Consider the following 21,522-nt stretch of genomic DNA (forward strand, 5'->3'; position numbering starts at 1 on the left):
GCGATTGCTCGTGTGGGGGCAACTACGGTACGCGTGCCTCCGCTCAAAAGATGTCGAGCGCAGCCTCCACCGGGCGTGCCATCCCCCGGTTTGTCTTCGGAGTCCCCGCCGATCCGGCCGGCATCCCGATGGATGCCCACTCGTCAACGAGCGGATCCGGTGCACGCCGTTCGCGAATCGCCCGTGAGACCTCCTGCAGCGGATTCCGCCGCGCCAGCACGCGCGGCTGCTCCGCCCCATCACGCACCATGAAGGACTGCACCAGCCCCTTCATGGTGGACGCCTGCGCGCTCAGCTCTTCAGACGCGCTCGCACTTTCCTCCGCGCTCGCGGCCGATTCCTGCGTGCGCTGGCCGACTTGCTGCAAGGCATTCCGGATTTCTCCGGTCTGATCGCGCTGGAATGTGCAGTCGGCGGCGATTTCGGTCGCAACGGTGGCGACGCGATCCACTTCGTGCTGCACCGCCGTCAGATGGTCCCCGACGCGTTGGCTGATCGCGGCACTCGCCGTTGTGGATTCCACTGTCTGATCAATGAGGGTCGATGTCTCCTTCGCCGCCTCGGCGGCACGGATAGACAGCTGCCGTACTTCGTCGGCTACGACCGCAAAGCCTCGACCAGCGTCACCCGCACGTGCCGCCTCAACAGCAGCATTGAGCGCCAGCAGATTCGTCTGAAAGGCAATCTCATCGATGCGCTTCACGATCTGGGCCGTCTTCTTTGCCGACTCGGTCATGCGCGTCATTGCCTCATCCAGCTCGCGCATGGACTCCGCGCCGAGGCGCACACGGCTGCGCGCCTGGGCCGTGAGCTCACTGGCTTCCTGAGCAAGTCCCGCCGTGCGGGTCGTTACCGTGGACTGCTCCTGGACCGCCGACGAAATCTCTTCCACCGACGCCGCCTGGGCGGACACGACCTCGGCGAGTGACTGGCTCCCGACCTCGACCTGTGAGGAGGCCCCGGCAATCTGCTCGGCGGCCACCTCAACTTCGTGCAGTGCACTGGAGAGATTGCCGATGGCGAGGTTGGTCGCATCGGCGAGTCGCGCGTGATCTCCGACAAACGTGCTGTTCACGCGGCGGGTGAGATCGCGCTGTGCTGCGCGCTCCAATACAGCGAGTGTTTCGTTGATCGGCTTGACCACCGCATCAAGCGTTTCGTTTACGCCCTGCACGAGATCGCGATAGGTGCCGGAGAAAGCCTTCGTGCTTCCCCGTGTCGCGAGCTGTCCAACCTTGGCCGCGGCCACGAGTCCCGTCACCTCCTGCACGAGCGCCTCCAATGTCTTGCGGAGGTTCACGAACGCATGACCGAGCACATCGTTCTCACTGCGAGGCTTTACTGCCGTCGAAACATCACCCGCGGCGATGGCAGCCGCACTCGTCGCCATGTCCTGTTGCCCAGCCACCATCTCACGGAATGACCGCGCCAGATCACCGAGTTCGTCGCGCGATTCCATTGGCAGACTGACCTCCTGCTCACCACGCGAGATGGCCTTGGCGGCGATTGCCAGCTGGTTGACCGGACGGCTGATTCTGCCGGCGAGCGCAAAGGCGATCGCCAGCCCGAGCAAGATTGTGCTCAGCGTGCCACCAACGAGTACCAGCAGAAGCCGTTTCGCGTTGCTCGCACTCGTCGCGCTGCGAGACGTCAGGAGCGTGCGCTCGGCACCAATCCCGTCGGCAAACACCGCGCGCATGCCATCAAAGTGAGCCTTGCCCTTGCCGCTGGTCTCGAACGCCACGATGTCCTGCTGGGTCGCGATTCCGCTCGCAACGCCACGTCGCAGTTCGATTCCCGGCTTGGTAATCTCCTCCTGCCAGGCCTCGGCGCGTGCCATCAGGTCATTCCAGCGCGCAACCTGTGCCGGATTGTCCGCTGTCAGCTTCATCAGCTGCTCAAGGGCAGCCGACGAGCGCTGCTGCCCTGACGTGTACGGCTCAAGAAACTGCTCCTGCCCGGTGACCAGGAAGCCCCGATAGCCGGTCTCCATATCTACGAGCGCCGCCAGGGCATCGCTGGCCACCCCGATAACTTCATAGGTGTGGTCCGTCCACCGTGTCGCCTCCGCATTGGCGGTCGTCGCGCGGTAGGCGACCGTGGACTGCACGGTGAAGATCGAGAGCACGAGGCCAAAGGCGACGAGCAGCTTTTTCCGGAGTTTCCAATTGTTCATGAAAGTCATGATGACCGTTTGGAGCGAAATGAAGGAGCAGGGCGAGGAGATACCGACGGCGTTGCGCGAGTGCGCCTCACAATCGGTGTTTCACACCAAGCCCGAATGACCGGCGGGGAGCGGGCGTACCGAACTGCGTGCTGGCATTCAGATCGAGATGGAAACTGTTGGTCACCAGCACCGTCAGCCCTCCGCGCACGTGGCGGGTGGCCGGGCCGCTTCGCGCCTCGCGGTCAAAGGCGAAGACTTCGGCGAACGATCCGACAGGCCCTTTCACATTTCGACCGAACCAGAGACTGCCGAACGCCTGCGTAAAGCGGGCGCCTTGCGAGCCGGGCACGGCAAGCCCGAGGTTCGAGGCCAGCGAGACACCGGCGGGGAGCTGCCATGCCAGTGCGGCCTTGACCGTGGGTCTCCACGCGTTCCCCTGTCCAGGCAGACTGCCACTCGGCATGTCCACGCGCGTCAGCAGCGCGGTGGCAGGACGCCAGCCGACGTTGTCACGAACACGGAGTGCGGTGCCGATACCCATGTCCTCACGTCCCGCAACCGTTGCCTGGGGCGTCCTGACCCAGGTGTACGAGTTGAAGTGGAGGCGCATGCCGAAGCGGCGGGTCATCGGCACGTGGGCGGTGACTTCCCCGGCGGTGAAGCCCCAGGTCCCCGCCGCGTTGGTTGCGGAGCTGCCGTAGTCGAGATCCACCCGACTGCGCGGCGGAATGCCGTTGCCTTCGGTGAATCCGCTTCGAAAGCCTACGACACCCTGAGCAGATACGTCTCCAACCGTGGCAAACACGGCGAGCAGGGCGATAGCTGAATGCGTCAGGGAATGCAGCGCGCGGGCGCGAGGCGGCGTCTGTCCGAAGTATGGTGCACTGGTGTCACTCTTTCTCATTATCCGATGCGTGCTCAGGTGTGGATCAATCTCAATCCCACCTCACCACATCGCGAGGCAAACGATTCGCGCAGGCATTGCAGGAGCTCACCACGCCGAGCGCTTTTCCTGTTTCTGCTGCTGTTCCTGTTTCCGGTATCGGGCGGATGATGGAAGATCTTTAACGCGCACTGCGTCCTGTTTACCGCGCAGTAGGTAGCGAGTAAATACGTTTGCAATTCGCATCTCAACCTGACGAATCTGCGTATCGCCCGGGATCAATCTTTACCTGTACCCACAACGTCCGACGCCAATATCTTCACCCGGATTGGCGGCGAACGTGGCGCGGTGGTCGTACAGGTACGCGGCGGCGCAGTGAGTGAGCCCAGCCTGCTGTTCCACCTGTCCACCCCGCCGCGGCAATGGTGGGACAACGTGATTCATGCGTGCGCGAGCTTTCAGCCCTTCCGCACGGAGGCGGACGTCGATCGGTGGTGCGCGCGACATGCCTTGCCGAAGGGCGCCGTGGTACCGCTGCCGGAGCTCTGGGACTTCGCGCGTGACTGGTACGGTGCGTACCTCCGGGAGCCATGGCACAAGCGAAATGCTGAAGAGGCGAAAGAACTCTTCCAACGACACGGCTTCACGTCGCCCTTCTGGTCCCTCGCGTAGCAGACTGCCTGTTGCGGGTATGCGTCGCGTGGCGCTGTAGGGAGCTATCATAAAGCGCTGCCCTCCTACCCCCATCTCCTGTCCTCATGCGCGCTCCGTCTCGCCTGCTCCTCCCCGCTCTCGCGTTGTTGGTCAGCGTGGGCCCACTCGTTGCCGCCCGGGCAACGCCGCATCTCATCTGGATTGGCACTGCCATCGGTCGCGACGGCGCCACGCTACGCGGTGACCTCGAGATGTTCGCCGGCAAGGCGGACAACACCACGTTTGTGGAGCTCGCCATACGAAAAGACGTCCCGGGCGCGGCTCGGTCCTGGCGCGTCATGCGCGGCAGCTGCGCAACTCCTCGCGGCGCATTCGCTGACGCCGGGAGCTTTCCGCTCATTCGCATCGGGAAGGAGGCCAAGGGAGTAAACTCGGTGACCCTTCCTGTCGCGCTTCCCGATACGGGCGATTTTCATGTCACTGTGGCTGCATCGCCAACCGCTACGCGGGTGCTGGCCTGTGGCGATCTCGTACTCGACGACTGACCCGGTCAGCTTTCTACGGAATCACCGGCCGCCGCCACTGAGTCCGCTCGCGCGTCCTCGATGGCTTCCTTCGCAAGCTCCTGCTTGAGACGACCCATCTGGGTCAACCCGAGACGGCGGCCGATCCCGGTGGGGTCGATCCCATATTCCGCAGGCAACACCGTCGTCACGGCGAGCACGGCGGCAATAATGAGCGCCACCAGCGAGGCACGACGCAGCGACGCGGGGCTTGGCCCCTCGGAGATTGGCGACGGCGTCGTCATCACATCTTCTTGAGCGCGGAGAACTGCCCGCTCGCCTTTACCGTGATGGTTACCGGCTGCTCGCCCGTGTTGCGCCAGGACCAGCCGTGCACACCGTCGAACACCGCCTCAACACGCCCCTTCTCGGCGCGCGATGACCCACGCTTGTAGATGTGGGCCTTTACAGTTGGGTCGGTGGGCACCTCACCGTGCAGGTTGTAACCCACTTCAGCCCCGTTTGTAGCCCACTCGAAATCGGCCTTCTGCCCCTTCTTCATCACGAGCTTCACCTCAATCCGCTTGGCCGGCTCGATGGTGACGGTCATGGAGTCGCGTCTCACCTGAACCGCTGTGGTGCGAACGATCCCGTCCATCGGAACCGTCGACGGTACCGTTAAGGGTGCGGTGACGAGTGACGCGGAGACCATGAACAACTGGGAGAGAAATGCGAACATGGCGAATCCCTAGGTTTGGGCGGTAAAGAAGCCCGTGAGCTGATACCCCACGAGCAGGAGGCCGGCCACCAGCAACAGCATGTTGGCCGTGAAACCACTGCGAAGAAACGACGCCGAGCGACGCCAATAGCTCATGGCAATCAGCACCACCATGAGAGCGAGCATCTGCCCCACTTCGACGCCCACGTTGAAGGCCAGCAGGTTCTGAACAAGGCCATCAGGATCCATCTCGAAATCGAGCAGTTTCGTCGCGAGCCCGAATCCGTGGAACAGGCCGAACACCAGGGTGGCCACGCGCGGATTGGGCTGAACGCCAAACCACTTCTGAAAAGCGCCTACATTGTCCAACGCCTTGTAGGCGACCGAAAAGCCAATGATGGCATCGATCAGGAATGGGCTCACGCTGATCTTCGTGAGGACCCCGAGTATGAGTGTACTCGAATGCCCCACCGCGAAGAGGGTGACATAGGTCGCGATGTCCCGCAGGCGGTAGAGATAGAAGATGACGCCACAGAGAAACAGAATGTGATCGTAGCCTGTGACCATGTGCTTGGCGCCGAGGTAGAGAAACGGCACCAGCCGTACACCGAACGTCTCCTGGATGTAGCCCTTATCGCCAACCGAGACGCCGTGAGCCAGCAAGACACTCGGCAGCACGATCATCAGTGCGCCGGTCAACAGCAGCGCCCATCGCGCCGACCATGATTTCATCATGACACCGCCTCTGCCGCCCGGACTTGCCGTGATCCGTACAACCAGTACAACGCGGGGAGCACGATCATGTTGAGCACCGTTGCGGAGATCAGTCCGCCAAGAATCACGATGGCCATGGGGGTCTGCAGTTCGTTGCCGGGCTCGCCCCCACCGAATGCCAGCGGGATAAGTGCGAGCCCTGCCGTCAGCGCCGTCATGAGAATCGGCGAGAGCCGCTCGAGTGAGCCACGGCGAACCGCTTCGGCGAACGGCACACCTTCGGCGAGCAAGTGCTGGTAGTGCGCCACCAGCAGGATGCCATTGCGCGTGGCGATGCCGAAGAGCGTCACGAAGCCCACAAGTGAAGCAATGCTGACCACGCGCCCGGTGAGTAGGACTGCGACCACACCGCCAATGAGAGCAAGCGGCAGGTTGGCCATGACCAACCCGGCGGTGCGCGCCGAGCCAAACTCGGCGAAGAGGAGCAGGAAAATGGCGGTAACGGAGAGCAGTGACAAGACCGCCAGCGTGCGCGTGGCCTCGGCCTGCGCCTCGAACTGCCCCCCGTACTCCACGAAGTACCCGCGCGGAAGGGATACACCCGCGTTTACGGCACGCTCGATATCGGCAACGGTGCTGCCGAGATCACGACCCGCCACGTTCGCCTGCACCACAATCTTGCGTTGCACGTTCTCGCGCGAGATGGTGTTCGGCCCGCGATCCACGGTCACCGTCGCGAGCTGCGACAGGGGAACGTGCTGCCCGGTTGGCGTATCGAAGGACACTGCGGCGATTGCCTCGGCATTCAATCGGTACGCCTCAGGGTAACGAACGACGAGGTCCACACTGCGCCCTTCCTCCAGCACCTGCGAGACCGTTTCCCCATTGAGCGCCACATCGATGGCCTCAGCAAGTTGCCCCACGCTCATGCCGTAGCGCGCGAGTGCCGCCCGGTCGGCCTTGATGCGAAGCTGTGGGACGTCCGACTGCTGCTCAAGCTGGAGATCGGCCACACCGGGAACATTGGCCATTACATCACGGATCTGCGTGCCGATCTGTCGGAGCTGATAGAGATCGGGCCCGAACAGCTTGACGGCGATGTTTGCCCGCGTGCCGGACAGCATGTGGTCGATGCGGTGACCGATGGGTTGACCGATCGTGACGTTGGTGCCCGGGATGGCCGTGAACTCGTCACGGAGTTCCTCAAACAGCTGTTCCTTGTCGGCGCCGTCACGCAACGTCACGTCAATTTCGGCGGCGTTCACACCCTGAGCATGTTCGTCAAGCTCGGCGCGCCCCTGGCGGCGGTCGGTGTTGATGACCGCCGGCTTTGCTTTGAGCATCTGCTCCACACGCTGTCCGATGGCGCTTGACTCCTCGAGCGAGGTCCCGGGGACCGTCACGACCGACACAGTCAGCGCGCCCTCGTTGAACTCCGGCAGAAAGGCCGATCCCAACAGCGGAACCGCCGCGAGGCTCAACGCAAACGTCCCGAGGGCTCCACCGAGAACGCGCCTGGGGTGCGCGAGCACGGCCACCAATACGCGGGCGTACCGCGCCTTGAGCCAGATGACCACCCCACTCTCCTCCTCGCGCTGCACCGCTCTCGAGTTCGGCAGCAGGTAGGCGCACAGCACCGGCGTCACGGTCACGGCGACGAGCAACGAGGCAAGAATGGAGACGACATAGGCAAAGCCAAGGGGACGCAGCAATCGTCCTTCGACCCCGCCAAGGAAGAAGAGCGGGAGGAACACCACGATGATGATGAGCGTGGCGTTCACGATGCTCGCGCGAATCTCCTTCGACGCGTCGTACACAACGCGCAGTGCTGGGCGCTGCTCCGTGGGAGGCCGGTGATGATTCTCCTTGAGGCGGCGGAAGACGTTTTCCACGTCAATGATGGCATCGTCCACCAGCGCGCCGATGGCGATAGCCATGCCGCCGAGTGTCATGGTGTTGATGCTGATGCCGAGCAGCTTCATGGCGAAGATGGCTACCACGAGCGACAGTGGGATAGCGACCACGGAGATCGCCGTGGCCCGTGCGTTCCAGAGAAAAAGGAAGAGCACGATCACTACAAGCACCGCCCCGTCGCGAAGGGCCTTCACCACATTGTCCACCGCCACCCGGATGAAGCCGGCCTGGCGGAACAGCTCCGTATGCACCTTCATGCCGGCGGGCAGCGTGGTCTGCAGGGCGGCAAGCTCGCGCTCAATGCGTGCGGTGAGCTCCAGCGTGTTTGCCCCCGGCTGCTTCTGTACGGCCAGCACCACGCCCGGCTGCGCGTTCACGCTGCCGTCGCCAAACTTGGGGGCGACACCAACGGTCACATCGGCCACCTGCCCCAGCGTAACCGGCGTGCCCCCGCGCACCGCCACCACGGTACTGGCAATATCCGCGACCGATTGCACGCGCCCAATTCCGCGAATCACGTATTCCTGTCCGCGATCCATGTACACGCCACCCGATGCGTTGGCATTTGAGCCACGCGCCGCGCGTACCACCTGCTCGAGCGACACACCGGCCCGCATCATGCGCGCCGGATCAGCCAACACCTGATACTGTTTCACCGCGCCGCCAATGGGAATGACCTGCGCCACCCCCGGCACTGCCAGCAGGCGACGGCGTATGGTCCAATCGGCTACCGTACGCAGCTCCGTTGGCGACTGGCTGCCGGTAAGGCCAATCATGAGGATTTCCCCCATCACGCTGGACACCGGCGCCAGCACCGGCGCGGAAATGCCCGCAGGTAGGGCCGCCGCGACGGTCTGCAGCTTCTCGGCCACGATCTGACGGGCGCGGAAGATGTCCGTGCCCCAATCGAACTCCACCCACACCACCGAAATGCCTTGCGCGGTGGACGACCTCACGCGTCGCACACCGGTCGCTCCATTTACCGAGGTCTCGATGGGGAAGGACACGAGCGCCTCCACCTCCTCCGGTGCCATCCCATGGGCTTCGGTGAGCACCGTAACGGTGGGCGCCGTGAGGTCGGGAAAGACGTCCACGGGCATCTGCCATGCCGTCCATGCACCAGCAACGAGCATCACGCCCGAGACGGCCAACACGATGACGCGGTTGGCCAGCGCCCAGGCAATCAGGCGATTCAACATGCGAGGCGCCTCAATGTTCGTGACCGTGCGCTGGCACGGCCGTAGACAGCGACGCCAGTCGCACCTGATACGCCGCTCCCGTCACCACGCGCTCTCCGGCGAGAATACCGCTGCGCACCGACACGCGCTCTCCTTGACGCGCACCAAGGTCGAGCACCCGTCTCTCGAAGCTTTCTCCTTCGGTCTGCACATACGCGATGGATCGGCCGTCTTCGTCGAGTACCGCCGAGGCAGGTATGACGACACCGGCCTCTCGTTGTCCCGTCTGCACAAACACGCGCGCAGCAGCGCCAATCTTGAGGGAGGCATCTGCATTGGCCACTTCCAGCAGCAGCGGCACGGAGCGAGAGACGGAATCGATGACACTGCCGAGTGATACCATTCGGCGGGCCTGGTAGATACGGTCCGACCCCTCCACACGGAACTCCATACCCGATGTACGCGATACGTTTGCTGCCTGCGCCGCCGGAACGTTCACACGCAGCCACACCACCGACGGATCGATCACGGTAAACAACAATGCTCCTGCGTCGACGCGACTACCGGGCATGATGCGACGGTCAGCGATAACGCCGGTCAACGGCGAACGCACCGCGACCCGACCGCCCTCTGTGAGTGCTCCCCCACTGTATCCCGCCAGCGCCTCGCGCGCCGCAGCCAGACGAATCTCGGCTTCGTGTACCCGTCGCTGCGGTACGGCTTCCACCGCGAGCAGACGAGTGGCGCGCGCATACTCGTCTTCCGCCTCACGCAACCGGGCGCGGGCCTCTGCGTAGGCCGCGCTCCCCGCATCGCCGATCGAGGGGGACAACAGCGCAAGCGTTTGTCCACGCGACACGCGGCTGCCTGGCGCCGGCGCGTTGACGACACCGGCTGCATCGATCAGCCCGGCAATGGGCGCACTCACCTGCGCAAAGCGACCGGCGGCCGCCTCGATCATACCGGGCGCCTCGAAGCTCCCTGCCAGTTCTCCCGCAGTGGCAAATGCCGAACGAAAGCCCGGCGTTTTCCACGCCTGTTCTTTCAGGAACGCGATCCCGCTCTCCGCACCGCCCGAATCTCGCGGCGCCGCAGCGGCGTTCGCGTACACCGTGAGCCCGGGAACGAACAGGCTGTCGCGTGCCTGCGGGCTCTCCACGCGAATGACGAGATCGTAGACCCCTGCCTGCGTGAACGTGGGGCTCGGGCCATAGATGCCGGGGGCACGTGGAGCCTCCTGCACCACCACCAGCGGCGCGCCACCGCCGCGCGGCGTGAAGGTCAGCGTGATGCGTCCCGAACGAAGCGGTGTGAAATCCGTGAGATCGGTGAGATGCACCGCAAACTTGTCGGGCGCGCCCACGATCAGCGCCGGATGCTCCATGAACAGTTCGGTGCTGTCGGTCCACTGGGTAATGGCGCCACCGGCCGGTTCATCTGCCGCGCCCTCGGTAGCCTCTGGTGTCGATGTTCCACAGGCAGTAGTGCCGAAGAGCGCCAGGAAATAGAGAAAAGAGCGGCCGGTCATCGGATTGACTCGAGAGTGGAGAAGAGAGGCACGCCTGCCGCGCGAGCGAGTGCCACGCGTCGCTGCGCGATATTTGTCGTGAGGGTCAGCAGAGTAAGCTCGGTTTCCTGCCAGGCACGCACGGCCTCAAGCCATTCGGCTAGCGTGATTTCGCCTTCCGCATACGCCGCCTGCACCGCCCGGAGCGCGAGGCGCGACTCGGCACCTGCAAAGGGCTGCAACAGTGCGTACTCTGCTTGTGCGCCACGCAGGGCAGTGAACGCCTCCGTCACCTCACGCGTCACGCGACGTCGTACAAGATCGGCCTCAGCGCCAGTCTGGCGCGCCGTTGCATCGGCCGCAGCAACAGCGCCCACGCGTCGGTCGAACAGCGGCAGCGGCAGCGAAAATCCCGCGACAAAGCCGTACAGCGAAACGCCGCTGCTCGCTCCACTTTGTACACGCTCACCCTTGTAACCCGCGGACAGCGCTGGCATGGGCACACGTTCGCGCGCAGCGAGCCGTGCATCAGCCAGCGCCGCTTGGACCTCGCGCCCTGCACCAATAACGTCGGCTCTCGCCGCGAGGGCCCGCCCCACCAGCGAGTCGCTCGTTTCGGCCAACGTCGAGGACGGCAACGCCAGGTTGTTGAGCATAGTAGCGAGCAAGGAGGTAAAGGCTGTGCTCGCAGTGTCACCTGGTGCAACCGTGGGGACGGCAATACGGTCGGCCGATACCCCGGTGAGCAACGCCAGCTGCTCACGAGCAGCACGTGCCTGCATGGCGGCCTCTGCACGGCGGGCGGCATACCGCCCCACCTCCAGTCGCAGACGTCGATCCACGTAGGCTGCCACATCACCTGCGCGCACCCGCTCATTCCCCACGCGCTGGGCCTCGCGGGCCGTTCGTAAGGCGGCATCGGCAAGGTGTATCCGATGTTCCGCACTCATTGCCTCGATGTAGACGCGAACCAACTCCGCGTCGATCGCTTGCGTACTGCCGGCAAGGCGGGCTTCCGCTACCTCCACGCGCAGTCGCGCAGCTACGATACGCGCCGAACGCTGCCCGGCGACGTCCAACGGCCACTCGATCTGGGCAATGTCCTGTGCATTGGACTGACCAACACGTGACGTTTGTTCACGCCCATACGCCAGGCTGGGATTGGGAAACGCCGCCGACTGTCGTTCGCGGGCGGCGGCCACGACCACCGCTTCCTTCGCCGAGCGAACTGCGGGATCGAGACGAAGCGCCGCCGTGCGCGCGTCGCGCAATGACAGCAGTTCCGCGCGCTCTGTGACGGCGGTACGATCCTGCGCCGGCAGTTGCCGCGCGCTGAGACTCAAGAGGAGAAGCGCCGCGGCGCAAACCGGTTGGCTCCAGAGAAACGAGACCACGAGTACCATGGGCTGACGTTCCCGTGGGCCCTACGACGCCGGCCATATGCGCGTGTCGCATCCCTCGGGGACAGTCGCGCGCGGGCGCGACCGTGTACGGGTCACGCATCGGTGCACAATGGGCGCACGACGCGTGACGGGGACGTCAGCAGGTGGGTGGAGCTCGAAGAGCGGGCGGAGGACCGGTGTTTGGCGCGGGGCGTGCAAGCGACACGATGTCCCATCGCGACAGCGCGGGACGTTCATGCGTGGCGATCGCTTTATCGACAGCGGCTGCGCCAACCAAGACCGGCGCCTCGAGCGCACTCCGGATATCTGGCTTGCCGGTGGCAATGGACACGACGCGGGCGTGCCCGTGCGCATGTCCGTGATCCTGCTCGCTCAGCGTTGCGCCGTCGTAGTCGTTGTCGGCGTTGCTGGAATGGTCACCATGATGCTCATGGTGATGCTCGGCGCGATGCCCGTGATGTTCCGCGCCGTGCGCGTGCGCTACGCCGTGCGCCACGGCGAGGCCGGGCGACGCGAAGCCAGCCACAAAGGCAAGCACGATAAGGGTCCAGCGGGACCAGGCGGAGCGGGCCATGGAGGAAAATGTACACCGCAACGCGTTTATAGGTATACCGAGCCAAGGAACGGGCATTGCCACATCGAGCACGATGCCCGCACTGGTCCTTTACGGAGAGACCTCGTGTTTACGGCAAACGGACGTGCGTCACGCGCGCTTCCCCTACGCTTTCGCGCACCCGTCGCTCTACCCAGCGCGCGAGCGCCGGGTGCGGCGCCAATGGCTCGCCCGCATAAATGCTCGGTGTCCCGCGGATGTCATTGGGCACCTTGTCCCGACTCACACTTCCCTTCGACACCAGCACCGGCACCACGATGACATTGCGCCCGGTCGCGAGGTGCTGCAGCTCAATGAGTTCCCGTACTCGTCTTACTGCCTCGGCGCGAACCGGCGCCGGCGCATCATCGCGCACCATGTCGACACGCACGTCGCGGAAGCCAGTCCATGCTTTCACTGAATCGGCCACCGGTCGGAGATTGTCCATCCACGCGGCGTAGTCCTCTGCCGAGTTGGGGCCGTGCCCCACGATGAACAGCGCATCCGTGTTGGGCGTTTTTGAAAGCAGGAGCGCGCGATCAGTCAGGATGCGCGCCACCTCTGGCGATGCATCCAACGCCTTGGCCATGTGCAGGGGCACTTTGCTGGTAGGACGCTCGATACCGCTCATGTGCAAGTGGTGCGTCATCTGATCGTCGAGCTGAACGGAGTCGCCCGCCAGGTAGCGGATCTGGTCGTAGTGCCCGCTATGGCTGGAGACCAGCAGTGGCACGACCACAATGCGCGTGACTCCCTGCGCCTCCAAGCGCGCCACAGCGTCCTGGAAGCGGGCACGCGGTGCTTCCGGACCCATCAGGAAGCTGATTTCGACCGGACCGCCCGTTTGTGCACCGGCGACACTGTGGCGCACGGTGGCATTCCACAACGAGTCGCCACCGTGGGCAACGACAATGGTTCCAATGCTCTGCGCGGCCGCTGGCAGGGGCAGCAGCAGAGCGACAATGGCACAGGCGCGACGGACACTGCGCAGAGGAATCCGTGAAATCAGAGAAGTCATGATGGGGAACTCATGGATTGACCGTTTCTTGTTGAGAATGTCTCTCAACAGGCGAAAGTTGAGTATTATCATCAATCCCGACAAAGTCAATCGGATTAATCTGGAGCACGATCACGCCGTTCCACTTTGCTGCCGTGGTAAGGGGGAACCGTTGGGCGCACCATCCTTTTATCTTCAGTAAAGCGTTCGACACCAGGCCGTCCCCCTCATGCCTTCCGTGCACCTTTTTCGACCTTCCTGCCGTCGCCTGCGTCGGCCCCTGCCCCGTGCGGTACTCGCGGCAGCGCTGGCTCCGGTCTTCGGCGCTTGCGCCCATGGCTCGCTACAGCGCGATGTTTCCGCCGTTGACGACCTGCTGCGCGAGCGCGCCGGTGTTGTGGTTCCCAGTCGTTCCGAGTTCGGAGCCGCCATTGGCGCGGACACCGTGGCGAAGCTGCTGGCCGCGCCCCTCACCCCCGAAACGGCGGTGCGCATCGCCCTGATCTCCCACCCCGCCCTGCGGGCGACGTACGCCGAGCTTGGTCTCGCGCGCGCCGACGTGGTGCAGGCGGCGCTCGTTGCCAACCCGGTGGTAACACTGGAGCGATTTACCGCGGGGCGGTTTCAGGAGTTCGGCATCGCCCAATCGTTTATCGATCTGCTGTCACTGCCGATGCGACGTCGTGTCGCCGAGGCGCAGTTGACCGGTGCCAGATTACGTGTGGCCGATCAAGTATTCCAGCAGGTGGTCGAGGTGAGACACAGTTTGGTGGAGGCGGTTGCGGCAGCGCAGATCCGCGAGATCCGTGATCGGGCGCAGGCGGCGGCAGCAGCGTCGGCGACCGCCGCCACAGCCATCCACGCCGCCGGCAACCTCAAGGATCTCGATCTCGTCAACGAACGCGCGGCCGCGTCGGAGTTCCAGGCCGGCGCCATCGAGGCCCGCGGCGAAAGTCAGTCGAGCCGGGAGCGCCTCGTGCGCGCGCTCGGCGTTTCAACAACCGGGGCGGCCCTCGTACTGCCGGAGCGGCTCCCTGACCTTCCAGCGAACGATCCCACCGAAGATACGCTCGTGGCGCTGGCGGCTCGCAGCCGACTGGATCTCGCGGCGGCGCTTCAGGATGTGAATGCGGCCGGCAAGGCGTTGGGGCTCACGAATCGCTTCCGGTTGCTCCCCGATGGTACACTCTCCTTCGCCGGAGAGGGAGAAGACGGCGGTCCATTCGAGAGTGGCCCGGGCTTCTCAATTCCGCTGCCGTTCTTCGACCGTGGGCAGGCCCGAATGCTGCGCGCACAGAGCGCACTGCGCGCCGCCACCGCCAGGCACGAGGCGCTGACCTTGTCGATGCGTGCCGATGTGCGTGCGGCGCACGCGCTGCTGACGGCGGCGCGCGAGCGATTCGATGAGTATCGGTCACGCGTGGTACCGTTGCGGCGACGTGTCACCGAAGAGGCGCAATTGCAGTACAACGCCATGGCCGTGAGCGTTTTTGGTCTGCTGCAGGCCAGACAGGGGGAACTGAACGCCGGACAAGGGTATATCGAGGCGCTCAGTGACTATTGGAAGGCACGTATCCAGTTGGAGCGTGCCGTGGGGACCAGCCTGCCATGAGTGACATGTCAAAGATGGACCGTCGCCGATTGCTGACATCGAGCCTCGGGGCAGTCGCGGGTGGTGCCCTGTTCGGGCTACCCGCCACGGCCTCTGCGGCCACCCGCACGACCGTCTCCCATGATGACGGGACGATCTTCGCGCCCGGACGCCCAGGACGCGACTACACGCCGGTCATCACCCCCAACGGGTCTACCTTGCCGTTCAAGATCGTGGACGGCGTGAAGGTCTTTCACCTGATCGCGGCGCCGGTCGAGCACGAGTTCGCTCCCGGGCTCCAGGCGCAGTGCTGGGGCTTCAACGGCAGTACCCCCGGTCCCACCATCGAGGCCGTCGAGGGGGACCGCGTGCGCATCTACGTGACCAACGCGCTCCCGGCCGCGACCAGTGTACACTGGCACGGCATCATCCTGCCGTCTGGTATGGACGGTGTGTCAGGGCTCAGCCAGGCACCAATTCCGCCGCAGAGCACGTTCCGATACGAGTTCACGTTGCGCCAGCACGGTACGTACATGTATCACTCGCACCGTGACGAGATGACGCAGCAGGCACTCGGCATGATGGGGATGTTCATCATCCACCCTCGAGTCGCTCCCACGCGCCGCCCGGACCGGGATTTTGTGCTCCTGTCGGGCGAGTGGAAGGTCCTCCCGGGCGCCCGTCGTCCCGACCCGAACGAGATGCTCGAGTTCAACGTGCTGACGTTCAACGGCAAGGCGTATCCCGGAACGGCGCCGCTGATGGTTGAGCGCAATGAGTTCGTACGCATCCGTCTGGGCAATTTGAGCGCCATGAGCCACCACTCCATCCACATTCACGGTCACACGTGGACACTGGTGGCGACTGACGGAGGAGATATTCCGCAGTCCGCCCGCTGGCCGGAGGTAACCCAGCTGGTGCCGGTCGGCAGCACGCGCACCATGGAGTTCGTGGCTGACAATCCCGGTGACTGGTCGCTGCATTGCCACATGTCGCATCACACCATGACGCAGATGGGACACAACGGCATCAGCATGCTCGGCGCCGACGCGGAGATGATCGACAAGGCCGTGCAGCCGGTTATCCCGTCGTACATGACCATGGGACACGACGGCATGGGGGATATGGCCGAGATGGGGATGCCGGTGCCGAAGAACAGCACGCCCATGATGGGCGCCCCCGGTCCCCATGGCTATATCGATATGGGTGGCATGTTCACGGTGATGAAGGTGCGCGAACGTGTGCGTCCGGGCGACGAGACATCGTGGTGGCAGGCGCCGGAAGGGACGCAGGCGCGCGAAGCCACGCCGCAGGAACTGCAGCGCGACCGCATAACGCTGCCGGAGTTCAAGGCAAAGCCGGCGGGACACGCGCATCATCATCCACCCGGAGACGAGTCGTGAGCGCGCGCAAAGCTCCGCTCCCGAAGATGGGTGATGCGGTGCGACTTTCCGCTGAGGGAGTGGCGAAGGTGCTCGGTGATCTCGAGGCCAGGCTGCTCACCGTTGTCTGGCAGCTGGATATGCCGGCGACGGCGCGCACCGTGCACGAGATGATCATCGACGAGCACGAGGTCGCGCTGCTCACGGTGGTCACTGTGTTGAACAAGCTCGTGGAGAAGCGCATCCTCACGCGCCGGAAAATTGGCGGGTTGCTGCACTATGCCGCCGCCATTTCGGCCGCCGATTTCCATGATGTCGCATCCCGGCGAATGGTGGAAGGCGTCATCGACTTTGCACCCGAGCGACTCGCCGCGTGCTTTGTGGACGTGCTGGCGGAGCGCGACCCAGCGCAACTGGATCATCTCGCGGCCCTTGTCGAAGAGGCGCGCCGCCGTCGTGGTTGATCAACGACGGCCGTGGCTTCGGGCAGGTACCGTGGTGGGGGAGCGTCGGTATCAACGGCTCCTGATCATCGGTCTGGCGAGCATCCTCGTGCTGTCGCTCGTGCCGGTCATCGGCACGCACCTGCTCGGCGCGGCGGAACGACCGCTGTCGGGGAGCGATCACATCGGCGCCCTCTGTCTCATTGCGCTGCATGAGCTCCTGTCGCCGGCGCACCATCTGCTGCATGTGCTGGTGGCGGCAGGTTTCGTGTGGGCGATTGGGGAGACCGCGAAGAAGGCACTCCACACGCGGCGTGTCCTCGCGGGACTCCCGGTACGCCGCCTTGCGCACGCAGAAATCGCGCTCGCCACGCGGAGTGGGCTCGATGCGCATGAGGTGCTGGTGATCGCCGGACTCCCCATTCCGGCATTCACGGCTGGGCCGTGGCTGCGCCCCCGCGTCTATGTGGCCGAAGCGCTCATGGTGGGCGAGGATTCGCTGTCCACCGAAGAGGTGGTTGCCGTTCTCGCGCACGAAGCCGCGCACGTTCGCCGACGCGATCCGATGCGTTTCCTTGCGCTCCGCCTGATGGCTCGTGCGCTTTTCTGGGTCCCTGCCCTTCGCGCTATCGCGGAGGACATCGCCGATGAAGCGGAGATCATCGCGGACGACGCGGCGAGCGCGGTGACGGGCCCACTCACGGTGGCGAGCGCCCTAGTGAAACTCGGGGGGTGGAAGGTGCCGGAGTCGTCCCTCACGGTCGTCGCATTCCTCCGCCGTGACCTGCTCGACCGGCGTGTGCGGCGGCTCGTGGGCGAGGAATACCGCCCTCAGGGACGGCTGAGCGGGGCATCGGTGGTCGTGGCGGCCCTGGCGCTCACCGTGAGTACATTGTCCGGCGTGGTCGATGTGCACGATCTGCCCAACGCGCCGGGACATCCATCATCGCATCAGCATTGCGAGCACGATGGCATGTTCGCCGCGGGGCATTTGTTCTGTCGGTGGGGAGTGGCGGGGCCACTTGTCCCCGACGGTGTTGCCGATTGTCCACACGCACGCAGCTGACGCTTTACTGGGCATAAAACTAGGGATAGGTTCAGGGAGTCGTCGTCACTTCCTTCCTGCCAATTTCCACGCCATGTCCCTCCGTCGCGCATTCACGCGGTCACTGTTGCTTGTCGCCGCCCTCCCTGTCCTGGCGACAGCAACCGTCCTTCCGCACGCGAAATTGAAAAGTTCACTGCCCGCTGCTGGCAGCACGGTGAGCGCCCCCAAAGAACTTCGTCTCACGTTCTCGGAAAAGGTCGAGCTCAAAATTGCCAAGGTGACGTTGCTCCGCGGCACAGAAGAGATGGCCGCCTTGGGTGACGTGTCGGCCGACGCGCAGACCCCAGAGACGGTGCTGGTCCCGGTAACCAAGCCGTTAGTCGCGGGATCGTACACGGTGAAGTACCGTGTGGCCGGTCCAGACGGTCACCCGATGGGCGGCTCGTTTGTGTTCAGCGTGAAATAAGATGACGATGCGCCTTGCAACGCTCATGTTGGGAGCTGTGGCCTTCGGTTCGATGACGGTGTCATCCAGCGCTTCTGCACAATCGGCCAATCGTTCCATTCAGCAGGCCACCGCTGTTATTCGTGCGGTGTTTGCAGCGGCCGAACGCGCCGACCTGGCCGCGCTCGATACGTTGTACGCCGGTGACAGCCTCACGGTGTTTGAGAGTGCCGGTATCAATCGGGGGTGGAAGGACTACCGCGACCATCATCTCGGGCCTGAACTGAAAGAGATGACCGGTTTCAAGTACCGTCCCATCGACATCACCACGCGAGTGGAGGGAAACCTCGCCTGGGCCACGGTGAGTTATGCGCTGCAGGCCAAAGAAGGCACCCGGACCATCGATAACTTTGGACGCGGAACCTACGTGCTGGAACGAGCGGGCAGCGGCGACAAGGCGCGGTGGGTTGTGCGGCATTCGCACACGGCCTCTCGTGCCCGGCGGCCCAATGACCCGCCCATGCCGCAGTAGCGTAGGGGGCGAGGTTGGCGGAATGCATACCCTCCGTCGCGTACTACAGCCGCACGCGACGGAGCAGTTGCGCGTTGAGCGCCACAATAATGGTGCTGAACGACATGAGCACCGCACCAATCGCTGGTGTGAGCACGATGCCCCATGGCGCGAGGACGCCGGCGGCTAGCGGAATGGCCACGATATTGTAGCCGGCCGCCCACCAGAGGTTCTGCACCATTTTCCGATAGGTCGCGCGCGACAGGCTGACGATGCGCGGCACATCGCGGGGATCGCTGCGCACGAGCACTACGTCACCCGCCTCAACGGCGACATCGGTCCCTGCGCCAATGGCGATGCCCACGTCGGCCGAAACGAGCGCCGGTGCATCATTCACTCCGTCTCCCACCATCGCCACGCGCTTCCCCTGCTTCTGCAGCCGTTCGATGTTTGCTGCTTTCTGCTCGGGAAGGACCTGAGCCAGCACCGTGTCAATGCCGAGCTCACGCGCAACCGCGTCGGCAACGGTCTGTGCATCGCCGGTCATCATGACGACCTCGATACCGGCCGCGTGCAATTGCTTCACCGCCTCGGCAGATTCCGGTCGCACCGCATCGGCCACGGCGAACGCCGCGATAGTGCGTCCCGACTCCACTAGATAGATGACGCCTTGTCCGGCGGCCATCACGGTCTCCGTATACGTCTGCAACTCTGCAGTCGGCGAAATCCCGAGGCTGGCCAGTAGATTGGGCCCGCCCCCCTCGAGCTGTCGGCCGTTGACCACCGCGCGCACGCCGCGACCTGGTATGGACTCAAAATTCGTGGCCGCGGGCACTTCGAGTTTGCGCTCAGCGGCGCTCGTGACAATGGCACGTGCCACCGGGTGTTCGGCATCGCGTTCCACGGCCGCAGCAAGGCGCAGCGCCTCGTCCTCGCCAAGGCCCACCGCCGTTTTCATTGAGACCACGCGATGCTGACCGAGTGTCAACGTACCGGTCTTGTCGAACACCACGGTCGTGAGGTTCCGCGCCTCCTCCAATCCACGACGATCTCGTACCAGTAGCCCGCTCTGCGCGCCAAGCGTGGTCGAGATGGCGAGGACCAGCGGCACCGCCAGTCCAAGCGCGTGCGGGCAGCTGATCACCAGCACGGTTACCAGTCGCTCGACCGCTGTAGCCATCGTTGCACCGCTCGCCAACCATGCCACGAACGTCACGGCGCCTGCGCCAATGGCAATCCACGTCAGCCAGAACGCCGCGCGGTCGGCAAGCATCTGCGCGCCCGAACGCGACGCTTGTGCTTGGGCAACCAGCCGCATGATCCCCGCAAGTGCGGTGTGGTCACCCGTCCCTGTGACCTCCACCCGCAGCGATCCCGCCCCATTTATCGCACCAGCAATGACCGTGGCGCCCTCCGCCTTCTCGACCGGCGCAGACTCTCCGGTGATTAGCGCTTCGTTCACCGCGCTCCTGCCAGCCCTCACAACTCCATCTGCCGGCACATTGGCGCCCGGGCGCACCAGCACGATGTCGCCATCGTGAAGCGCGGCCACCGGCACCTCCTCCAGCCGCTCATCGGTGCCCGCTCCGTGCACGCGCGTCGCTGAAGATGGAAGCAGTTTTGCCAGTTCGCCGAGTGCGCCCTGCGCCTGCGAGACCGAGCGCATTTCGAGCCAGTGTCCCAGCAGCATGATGGTCACCAGACTCGCCAGCTCTTCCCACAGCGGCATGGCGGGGAAGCCGAGCACGACGGCCGCGCTGAACGCGAAGGCCACGCTGATAGCGAGCGCGATCAGCGTCATCATCGCTGGGACGCGGTCCGCGATCTCTTGCCGTGCTCCTCGCAAGAAGGGCCAGCCGCCGTACGCGAAGACGGCCGTGCCAAATATCGCCGGGATCCATCTGGCGCCGGGAAAAACCGGCGCGGTATAACCCAGCGCGTTCTGGAGCATGTGCCCCCAGACCAGTGTCGGCAGCGTCAGCGCCAGCGAGAGCCAGAACTTGTTCTTGAACATGTCGACCGAGTGGCCGGCATGCTTGTCATGCGCGCCGTGGTCGGTGCCAGCCATACCGCCTGCGGCATGCGACGAGTGCGACACCGTCTGCGTGTCTGCCGACTGATGGTGATGAGCCGTGTGAGCATCCGTCATTCTGTGCTTCAACCCGTTATGAGGGACACATTGTGTGCGGCCGTTCTCTTTCAAGCTAGTGGCTTTACGCTGAGTAAAGCCGGGCCCGCCAGCCCGTACGGGCACCTGCTCCCACTCCGCGCTGCCGATAGCCCAGTTGCCATGCCGCTTTACGGACCGTAAAGTCCACGGCGTGACGCGTCTCTCATATTCTTCTGCCCGCCAACCATGCCCTTCCGCCTGACTCGCCCATCCTGCCTGATTGCACTGGCGCTCTGCTTCGGCGGACTCGCGCCGCGCGTTCGCGCTCAGGCCACGCCAGCTTCGCCGAGTGACTCCGCGGCCGCGGCCGCGACGGTCGAACGATTTCACCAGGCGCTGTCGGCACACGACTCCGTGACCGCCGTGTCGTTGCTGGCATACGACGCGCTCATTTTGGAGAGCGGCGTGATTGAATCGCGGGCGGATTATGTGGGCCACCATCTGGCCGCCGATATGAAAGCCGGTCAGGGGGCGAAGCGCACCAAGACGGTGCTGCGCGTTACCGTGATTGGCGAGGTCGCCTACGTGGTCACGAAAACGGCGACGCCGGCCACCAATGCGGACGGCTCGAATGGCTCAGACATGGCCGAACTCATGCTGCTGTCGAAGTCGGGAACAGGGTGGACCATCCGCGCCGTGCACTGGTCCTCGCGGCGGCGCCGAGCATGAGATATCAGCAGGCTGTTGGAGACCGACGCAGCT

Annotated in this window: 20 protein-coding genes; 9 read left to right on the forward strand and 11 right to left on the reverse strand. The window is 64.4% G+C overall.

The window, feature by feature from the left end:
- Window positions 1-43: 43 nt before the first annotated feature.
- Both GEMMAAP_RS13885 and GEMMAAP_RS13890 read right to left on the reverse strand, forming a co-directional pair.
- Window positions 44-2,176: a CHASE3 domain-containing protein gene (locus GEMMAAP_RS13885; protein WP_026848709.1), complete on the reverse strand. Its 2,133-nt coding sequence runs from the start codon at window positions 2,174-2,176 to the stop codon at window positions 44-46.
- 76 nt (window positions 2,177-2,252) lie between these two features.
- Window positions 2,253-3,071 carry a transporter gene (locus tag GEMMAAP_RS13890; protein ID WP_082821331.1) on the reverse strand — a complete coding sequence of 273 codons (819 nt, stop codon included), beginning with the start codon at window positions 3,069-3,071 and terminating at the stop codon, window positions 2,253-2,255.
- A gap of 246 nt (window positions 3,072-3,317) precedes the next feature.
- Here GEMMAAP_RS13890 and merB point away from each other — a divergent pair, with 246 nt between their 5' ends.
- Both merB and GEMMAAP_RS13900 read left to right on the forward strand, forming a co-directional pair.
- Entirely contained in the window at window positions 3,318-3,722 is a 405-nt protein-coding gene (merB, locus tag GEMMAAP_RS21245) for an organomercurial lyase (RefSeq protein ID WP_425482933.1), read from the forward strand.
- 86 nt (window positions 3,723-3,808) lie between these two features.
- Window positions 3,809-4,249 carry a hypothetical protein gene (locus tag GEMMAAP_RS13900; protein WP_026848707.1) on the forward strand — a complete coding sequence of 147 codons (441 nt, stop codon included), beginning with the start codon at window positions 3,809-3,811 and terminating at the stop codon, window positions 4,247-4,249.
- 5 nt (window positions 4,250-4,254) lie between these two features.
- On the opposite strand, the gene GEMMAAP_RS13905 is transcribed toward GEMMAAP_RS13900, so the two are convergent.
- The 8 genes from GEMMAAP_RS13905 to GEMMAAP_RS13940 all read right to left on the reverse strand — a co-directional run bounded on the left by GEMMAAP_RS13905 (window position 4,255) and on the right by GEMMAAP_RS13940 (window position 13,251).
- The gene (locus GEMMAAP_RS13905; protein WP_026848706.1) at window positions 4,255-4,512 is read right to left on the reverse strand and encodes a hypothetical protein; all 258 of its coding nucleotides are present in this window, start codon (window positions 4,510-4,512) and stop codon (window positions 4,255-4,257) included.
- A complete protein-coding gene (locus GEMMAAP_RS13910; RefSeq protein ID WP_145979148.1) occupies window positions 4,512-4,817 on the reverse strand; it encodes a hypothetical protein in 306 nt (101 codons plus the stop codon). The genes GEMMAAP_RS13905 and GEMMAAP_RS13910 overlap by 1 nt, the downstream gene beginning before the upstream one ends.
- A gap of 138 nt (window positions 4,818-4,955) precedes the next feature.
- Window positions 4,956-5,660, reverse strand: a complete 705-nt coding sequence (locus GEMMAAP_RS13915; protein WP_145979149.1) for a HupE/UreJ family protein — start codon at window positions 5,658-5,660, stop codon at window positions 4,956-4,958.
- A complete protein-coding gene (locus GEMMAAP_RS13920) occupies window positions 5,657-8,752 on the reverse strand; it encodes an efflux RND transporter permease subunit (RefSeq protein ID WP_026848704.1) in 3,096 nt (1,031 codons plus the stop codon). Before GEMMAAP_RS13920 ends, GEMMAAP_RS13915 begins: the two co-directional genes overlap by 4 nt.
- A gap of 10 nt (window positions 8,753-8,762) precedes the next feature.
- Window positions 8,763-10,259, reverse strand: a complete 1,497-nt coding sequence (locus GEMMAAP_RS13925; protein ID WP_026848703.1) for an efflux RND transporter periplasmic adaptor subunit — start codon at window positions 10,257-10,259, stop codon at window positions 8,763-8,765.
- A complete protein-coding gene (locus tag GEMMAAP_RS13930) occupies window positions 10,256-11,581 on the reverse strand; it encodes a TolC family protein (RefSeq protein WP_158514866.1) in 1,326 nt (441 codons plus the stop codon). Before GEMMAAP_RS13930 ends, GEMMAAP_RS13925 begins: the two co-directional genes overlap by 4 nt.
- Before the next feature lie 196 nt (window positions 11,582-11,777).
- Window positions 11,778-12,215: a hypothetical protein gene (locus GEMMAAP_RS13935; protein WP_026848701.1), complete on the reverse strand. Its 438-nt coding sequence runs from the start codon at window positions 12,213-12,215 to the stop codon at window positions 11,778-11,780.
- A gap of 109 nt (window positions 12,216-12,324) precedes the next feature.
- Window positions 12,325-13,251: a sirohydrochlorin chelatase gene (locus GEMMAAP_RS13940; RefSeq protein WP_026848700.1), complete on the reverse strand. Its 927-nt coding sequence runs from the start codon at window positions 13,249-13,251 to the stop codon at window positions 12,325-12,327.
- Between the two features lie 217 nt (window positions 13,252-13,468).
- Here GEMMAAP_RS13940 and GEMMAAP_RS13945 point away from each other — a divergent pair, with 217 nt between their 5' ends.
- The 6 genes from GEMMAAP_RS13945 to GEMMAAP_RS13970 all read left to right on the forward strand — a co-directional run bounded on the left by GEMMAAP_RS13945 (window position 13,469) and on the right by GEMMAAP_RS13970 (window position 18,671).
- Entirely contained in the window at window positions 13,469-14,842 is a 1,374-nt protein-coding gene (locus GEMMAAP_RS13945) for a TolC family protein (protein ID WP_158514867.1), read from the forward strand.
- Window positions 14,843-14,856: 14 nt separating this feature from the next.
- Complete coding sequence (locus GEMMAAP_RS13950) at window positions 14,857-16,224, forward strand: copper oxidase (protein WP_026848698.1); 1,368 nt, start codon at window positions 14,857-14,859, stop codon at window positions 16,222-16,224.
- The gene (locus GEMMAAP_RS13955; RefSeq protein WP_053333736.1) at window positions 16,221-16,667 is read left to right on the forward strand and encodes a BlaI/MecI/CopY family transcriptional regulator; all 447 of its coding nucleotides are present in this window, start codon (window positions 16,221-16,223) and stop codon (window positions 16,665-16,667) included. The genes GEMMAAP_RS13950 and GEMMAAP_RS13955 overlap by 4 nt, the downstream gene beginning before the upstream one ends.
- Window positions 16,660-17,712, forward strand: a complete 1,053-nt coding sequence (locus tag GEMMAAP_RS13960) for a M56 family metallopeptidase (RefSeq protein WP_026848697.1) — start codon at window positions 16,660-16,662, stop codon at window positions 17,710-17,712. Before GEMMAAP_RS13955 ends, GEMMAAP_RS13960 begins: the two co-directional genes overlap by 8 nt.
- 73 nt (window positions 17,713-17,785) lie before the next feature.
- Window positions 17,786-18,160 carry a copper homeostasis periplasmic binding protein CopC gene (copC, locus tag GEMMAAP_RS20605; RefSeq protein WP_026848696.1) on the forward strand — a complete coding sequence of 125 codons (375 nt, stop codon included), beginning with the start codon at window positions 17,786-17,788 and terminating at the stop codon, window positions 18,158-18,160.
- Window position 18,161: 1 nt separating this feature from the next.
- On the forward strand, window positions 18,162-18,671 hold the full coding sequence (locus GEMMAAP_RS13970; RefSeq protein ID WP_026848695.1) for a nuclear transport factor 2 family protein: 510 nt from the start codon (window positions 18,162-18,164) through the stop codon (window positions 18,669-18,671).
- A gap of 43 nt (window positions 18,672-18,714) precedes the next feature.
- Here GEMMAAP_RS13970 and GEMMAAP_RS13975 read toward each other — a convergent pair whose 3' ends face one another.
- Entirely contained in the window at window positions 18,715-20,799 is a 2,085-nt protein-coding gene (locus GEMMAAP_RS13975; protein WP_082821336.1) for a heavy metal translocating P-type ATPase, read from the reverse strand.
- A 207-nt stretch (window positions 20,800-21,006) separates the two neighbouring features.
- Between GEMMAAP_RS13975 and GEMMAAP_RS13980 the strand changes: the two genes are divergently transcribed.
- A complete protein-coding gene (locus GEMMAAP_RS13980; RefSeq protein WP_053333735.1) occupies window positions 21,007-21,489 on the forward strand; it encodes a DUF4440 domain-containing protein in 483 nt (160 codons plus the stop codon).
- Window positions 21,490-21,522: the final 33 nt, after the last annotated feature.

Origin of the sequence: Gemmatimonas phototrophica, assembly GCF_000695095.2 — a bacterium.
In the GTDB taxonomy this organism is placed as follows: Bacteria; Gemmatimonadota; Gemmatimonadetes; order Gemmatimonadales; family Gemmatimonadaceae; genus Gemmatimonas; species Gemmatimonas phototrophica.

Excerpts from the sequence above, each read along its gene's own strand:
- GEMMAAP_RS13885 (WP_026848709.1), bottom strand. The coding sequence starts at position 2,176 with ATGAACAATTGGAAACTCCGGAAAAAGCTGCTCGTCGCCTTTGGCCTC.
- GEMMAAP_RS13890 (WP_082821331.1), bottom strand. The coding sequence starts at position 3,071 with ATGAGAAAGAGTGACACCAGTGCACCATACTTCGGACAGACGCCGCCT.
- GEMMAAP_RS13900 (WP_026848707.1), top strand. The coding sequence starts at position 3,809 with ATGCGCGCTCCGTCTCGCCTGCTCCTCCCCGCTCTCGCGTTGTTGGTC.
- GEMMAAP_RS13905 (WP_026848706.1), bottom strand. The coding sequence starts at position 4,512 with ATGACGACGCCGTCGCCAATCTCCGAGGGGCCAAGCCCCGCGTCGCTG.
- GEMMAAP_RS13910 (WP_145979148.1), bottom strand. The coding sequence starts at position 4,817 with ATGACCGTCACCATCGAGCCGGCCAAGCGGATTGAGGTGAAGCTCGTG.
- GEMMAAP_RS13915 (WP_145979149.1), bottom strand. The coding sequence starts at position 5,660 with ATGATGAAATCATGGTCGGCGCGATGGGCGCTGCTGTTGACCGGCGCA.
- GEMMAAP_RS13920 (WP_026848704.1), bottom strand. The coding sequence starts at position 8,752 with ATGTTGAATCGCCTGATTGCCTGGGCGCTGGCCAACCGCGTCATCGTG.
- GEMMAAP_RS13925 (WP_026848703.1), bottom strand. The coding sequence starts at position 10,259 with ATGACCGGCCGCTCTTTTCTCTATTTCCTGGCGCTCTTCGGCACTACT.
- GEMMAAP_RS13935 (WP_026848701.1), bottom strand. The coding sequence starts at position 12,215 with ATGGCCCGCTCCGCCTGGTCCCGCTGGACCCTTATCGTGCTTGCCTTT.
- GEMMAAP_RS13940 (WP_026848700.1), bottom strand. The coding sequence starts at position 13,251 with ATGACTTCTCTGATTTCACGGATTCCTCTGCGCAGTGTCCGTCGCGCC.
- GEMMAAP_RS13950 (WP_026848698.1), top strand. The coding sequence starts at position 14,857 with ATGGACCGTCGCCGATTGCTGACATCGAGCCTCGGGGCAGTCGCGGGT.
- copC (WP_026848696.1), top strand. The coding sequence starts at position 17,786 with ATGTCCCTCCGTCGCGCATTCACGCGGTCACTGTTGCTTGTCGCCGCC.
- GEMMAAP_RS13970 (WP_026848695.1), top strand. The coding sequence starts at position 18,162 with ATGACGATGCGCCTTGCAACGCTCATGTTGGGAGCTGTGGCCTTCGGT.
- GEMMAAP_RS13975 (WP_082821336.1), bottom strand. The coding sequence starts at position 20,799 with ATGACGGATGCTCACACGGCTCATCACCATCAGTCGGCAGACACGCAG.
- GEMMAAP_RS13980 (WP_053333735.1), top strand. The coding sequence starts at position 21,007 with ATGCCCTTCCGCCTGACTCGCCCATCCTGCCTGATTGCACTGGCGCTC.